Here is a 3,572-nt window from a genome sequence, read left to right as displayed (position 1 = left end):
GGCTCGAGCTGCTCCGGTAGAAGAAGGCCGAGCCCGGTCGGACCGACCCCCTCTGTCGCCTTCGGCGACATCTCCCCCTCAAGGGGGGAGATTACCAGCATCCTTCCACGGGTCCGCTACCCTCGGCCAGATCGGCCGCGTCAGCTTGGTGTAGCTGGTCACAGCTGGATTGCTTGGATACGAACTCGGCGCCGAGACATAGATGATCTCGGCGGCGATCGGCTCGAAGCCGGCGTAGAAATGATTGGTCGACTTGATCAGCAGCATGTCCTTGGCCAGCGGATCGACGCCGATATTGGAAAAGATATCCGGCTCGAAGGTCTGCGTGCGGTTGGTGTTGAGGATGATGTCGACCTCGGTGCCTTCGATGCGGACCAGGGCCGTCGGTCCAAGCGTCACCCGGCTTGGCCCGAAACTTTGCCAACCCTCCGCAACCGCCCTCAGCACCTTGACGCGTGCGTCGATCGGCTCGCCGGCCTGCGGTCCGGCCTTGCCGCCGAAACGCAGGTCGATGACCGCGCCCTCGCCGGCCGCCAGGCAGAAGGTGACGGCAATCGGATCCCAGATCGTGGCAACGCCGACATTGTTCAGCCCACGCTCCAGCATCTGGCGCAGCACGAAGGTGCCGTCACCGGGAACGCCGCCGCCGGGATTGTCCCAGATGTCGGCGATGACCACCGGCTTGCCCGGATTTTCCGCGCATGCGGCCAGCGCCCGATCGATGCCGTCGGCGGTGCTCAGCATCGTCATTGCCGTCTTTTCGCGCAGCGCATAGAGTTCGCGCCCCAGCCGTTCCGCCAGCGCGTCGCCCTTGGCCTTGTCATTGTCGGTGACGACCAGGATGCGCGTGCCCATCTCGGCCACATCGGCGGCCATGAAGCCATGGATGACCGAGACCGACAGCACGCCATCCTTGCCGTGCAGCGCCTTGATCCGATCGACGAAAGAGCGCATCGGCTCGCGGCTGGTCGGCAGCACCTGGATCATGCGGCAATCGAAGGTCGAGATGACAGGCTTGATCTCGCCGCGCACCGCTGCCAGGCCAAGCTCGACGACATGTTCGCCGCGCTCGTAGAAATCGGTGTGTGGAAATTCGAGGAAGTAGGCGAGGATGTCTGAGGCCGCGACGCGCTTCGGCGTCAGATGACTGTGCGGATCAAGTTCGACAGCGATCACCACCTCCGGCCCGACCATGGCCCGGACGCGTTCGAGCAGATCGCCTTCGCAATCATCATAGCCTTGCGCCACCATCGCGCCATGCAGGCCGAGGATGACAGCATCGACCGGCAGTGCTGCCTTGAGCTGGCCCAGGATCTCGTCGCGTAGCGCCTCATAGGTCTGCCGCTGCACCAGGCCGCCCGGCTCGGCCCAAGTGGCGGTGCCCTCGATGACGGTGAGGCCCTCTGCGGCCGCGCGCCGGCGCAACGCGACCATCGGCGAAGAGCACAGCGTCGGCGTTTCCGGATGCTTGCCGGGCCCAGCGTAGAAGGCCATCTCGAACGAGGCGCGGTCGGTCGGAACCGGCGAGAACGTGTTGGTTTCCGTCGCCAATGAGGCGGTGAAAATGCGCATGAAAGCTCCGTCGTGAATAGGCGCTATTTGACCGCTCCGAGCGCCAGCCCGCGAACGAGATAGCGTTGCAGCCAGATGAACAGGATCGCTACCGGCAAGGTCGCCAGCAACGTCGCCGCCATGACGTGGTGCCATTCGATCGTGTAGCGGCCGGCGACCAGCGAAAACACCTGGATCGGCAGCGTATAGCTTTCCTGGCTGCGCAGCATGGTGAGCGCCACGACGAATTCGTTCCAGGCGTTGATGAAGGTGAAGATCGCGGTCACCGCGACCGCCGGCAGGCAGAGCGGCAGGAACACCTTGCGCAAGGTCAACCAGCGGCCGGCACCTTCCATCCAGGCCGCCTCCTCGAGGTCCCGCGGAATGGTGTCGAAATAGCTCTGCAGCATCCAAACCGTGAAAGCGACGTTGAAGGCCATGTAGATGAAGCCGAGCGCCGTGGTGCTCTCGACAAGGCCCCAGGCGGCCATCAGCCGGAACAGGCCGAGCACCAGCACGATCGGCGAGATCATCTGCGAGATCAGCAGGAACTGGCGCAAGGCGCCGTAACCGGCAAAGCGGAAGCGCGACATCGCATAGGCAGCCGGAACCGAGATAAGGATGGCGCCGACGGTGGCGATCACAGACACGTAGAGCGAATTGAGCAGCGCCTGGCCAAAGCCGGTCGCGACCCACATGTCGGAAAAATTCGACCAGCGGAATTCGCTCGGCCACCAAGTCGGTGATAGCACTTCCTGCCTGGGCTTGACCGCGGTCAGCAGCATCACGGCGAAAGGAAAGAGCGTCACCACGATCAGCGGCGTCAGCAGCAGCCAGGCAATGATCGAGCGCCTCAGTTTTCGCGTCATGAGCCGATTTGTCATGCGCGTTGCTCCCGCATTGCCAGCCGCACATAGATCATGGTGAAGACCAGCAGTATGGCGAACATCACCAGCGACACCGCCGACGCTTCGCCCAGTTTGCCGATGCGGAAGGCCAGCTTGTAGAGATGGGTGACCAGGATGTCGGTCGAGTTGGCCGGCCCGCCTTGCGTCATGACCCAGATGATCGGGAAGGAATTGAAGACGTAGATGGTGTTGAGCACAATGGCGATGTTGATGAATGGCTTCAGCAGCGGAAAGGTGATCTCGCGGAACTGCTGCAGCGGCGTCGCCCCCTCGAGTGCCGCCGCCTCGTAGAGATCGTCCGGGATCGACGACAGCCCGCCGAGGAAGATCGTCGTCGTGAATGGCACAGTCACCAGAATGCCGATCAGCACCTGCATCGGGAAAGCGGTCTCGGCGCTCGCCAGCCACTGGATGTTGTGGTCGATGAGGCCGAGGCCGATCAGCGCCGAATTCAGCATGCCGCTTTCGCCGCTCAGCGCCCAGCGCCAGACCACCGCGGTCATGGTCAGCGACACCGCCCAGGGCAGCATGATGATGACGCGGGCGATGCCGCGGCCATAGAAATCGGTGTTGAGGATCATCGCCACCGGAATCGACAGCAAAAGCGCACCGCCGACGACCATCAAGGTCCACTGGCCGGTGCGCCAAAGAGCGGCCATGAAATCGGGATCGGCAGTGAGCGCTGCGAAATTGGCGAAGTCGTTGAATTCGCGAAGCTGGCCGAAGCGGTTGACCTCATGTGTCGAGATCTGGATCAGGTCCCAGACGGGCCAGAAAATAACGACCGCCGCCAGAAACAGGCTGGGCAAGGTCAGGAGATAGGGCAAGAAACGATTTTGCATCGGCTGGGCTGTACCGTGTTTGCGGGCGGAGAGTGGATTGCGCTGCCTTAACAGATTGACTTAATCCCGCCTCGTTCTTCTCAAGGCACCGCTTCAGGATTCCTTGCAACCGTCGGCGCGCCCCTCACCTGCCTGCCCGTCCTTCGCAGCAGTTGCGGAAGGGGGCCTTCCTCTCCCCCGTCGATCGGGGGAGAGGTGTAGAGCGCAGCAAGACCGAGTTGGGGTGGCCCAATAGGCGCAAGCGCGGCGCTGTTTGGGCCGAGTGGTCTTT

The 3,572-nt window shown here is 63.0% G+C and carries 3 protein-coding genes; all 3 read right to left on the bottom strand.

Annotation, left to right across the window (positions count from 1 at the left end; translation table 11 throughout):
* Positions 1–78: 78 nt before the first annotated feature.
* Genes NKI20_RS33395 through NKI20_RS33385 form a run of 3 tightly spaced genes read right to left on the bottom strand, consistent with a single transcriptional unit; the run spans position 79 to position 3,301 of the window.
* On the bottom strand, positions 79–1,572 hold the full coding sequence (locus tag NKI20_RS33395; RefSeq protein WP_352838227.1) for a M81 family metallopeptidase: 1,494 nt from the start codon (positions 1,570–1,572) through the stop codon (positions 79–81).
* A 23-nt stretch (positions 1,573–1,595) separates the two neighbouring features.
* Positions 1,596–2,435, bottom strand: coding sequence for a carbohydrate ABC transporter permease (locus tag NKI20_RS33390; RefSeq protein WP_031260690.1), 840 nt, complete (start codon positions 2,433–2,435; stop codon positions 1,596–1,598).
* Positions 2,432–3,301, bottom strand: a complete 870-nt coding sequence (locus tag NKI20_RS33385) for a carbohydrate ABC transporter permease (RefSeq protein WP_023760867.1) — start codon at positions 3,299–3,301, stop codon at positions 2,432–2,434. Before NKI20_RS33385 ends, NKI20_RS33390 begins: the two co-directional genes overlap by 4 nt.
* Between the last annotated feature and the right edge of the window lie 271 nt (positions 3,302–3,572).

Origin of the sequence: Mesorhizobium sp. M0830, assembly GCF_040319965.1 — a bacterium.
In the GTDB taxonomy this organism is placed as follows: Bacteria; Pseudomonadota; Alphaproteobacteria; order Rhizobiales; family Rhizobiaceae; genus Mesorhizobium.
This window is presented reverse-complemented; position numbering and strand designations above follow the sequence as displayed.

Bases quoted from the DNA above. Each gene is read 5' to 3' on its own strand.
- NKI20_RS33395 (WP_352838227.1), bottom strand. From the start codon at position 1,572: ATGCGCATTTTCACCGCCTCATTGGCGACGGAAACCAACACGTTCTCG.
- NKI20_RS33390 (WP_031260690.1), bottom strand. From the start codon at position 2,435: ATGACAAATCGGCTCATGACGCGAAAACTGAGGCGCTCGATCATTGCC.
- NKI20_RS33385 (WP_023760867.1), bottom strand. From the start codon at position 3,301: ATGCAAAATCGTTTCTTGCCCTATCTCCTGACCTTGCCCAGCCTGTTT.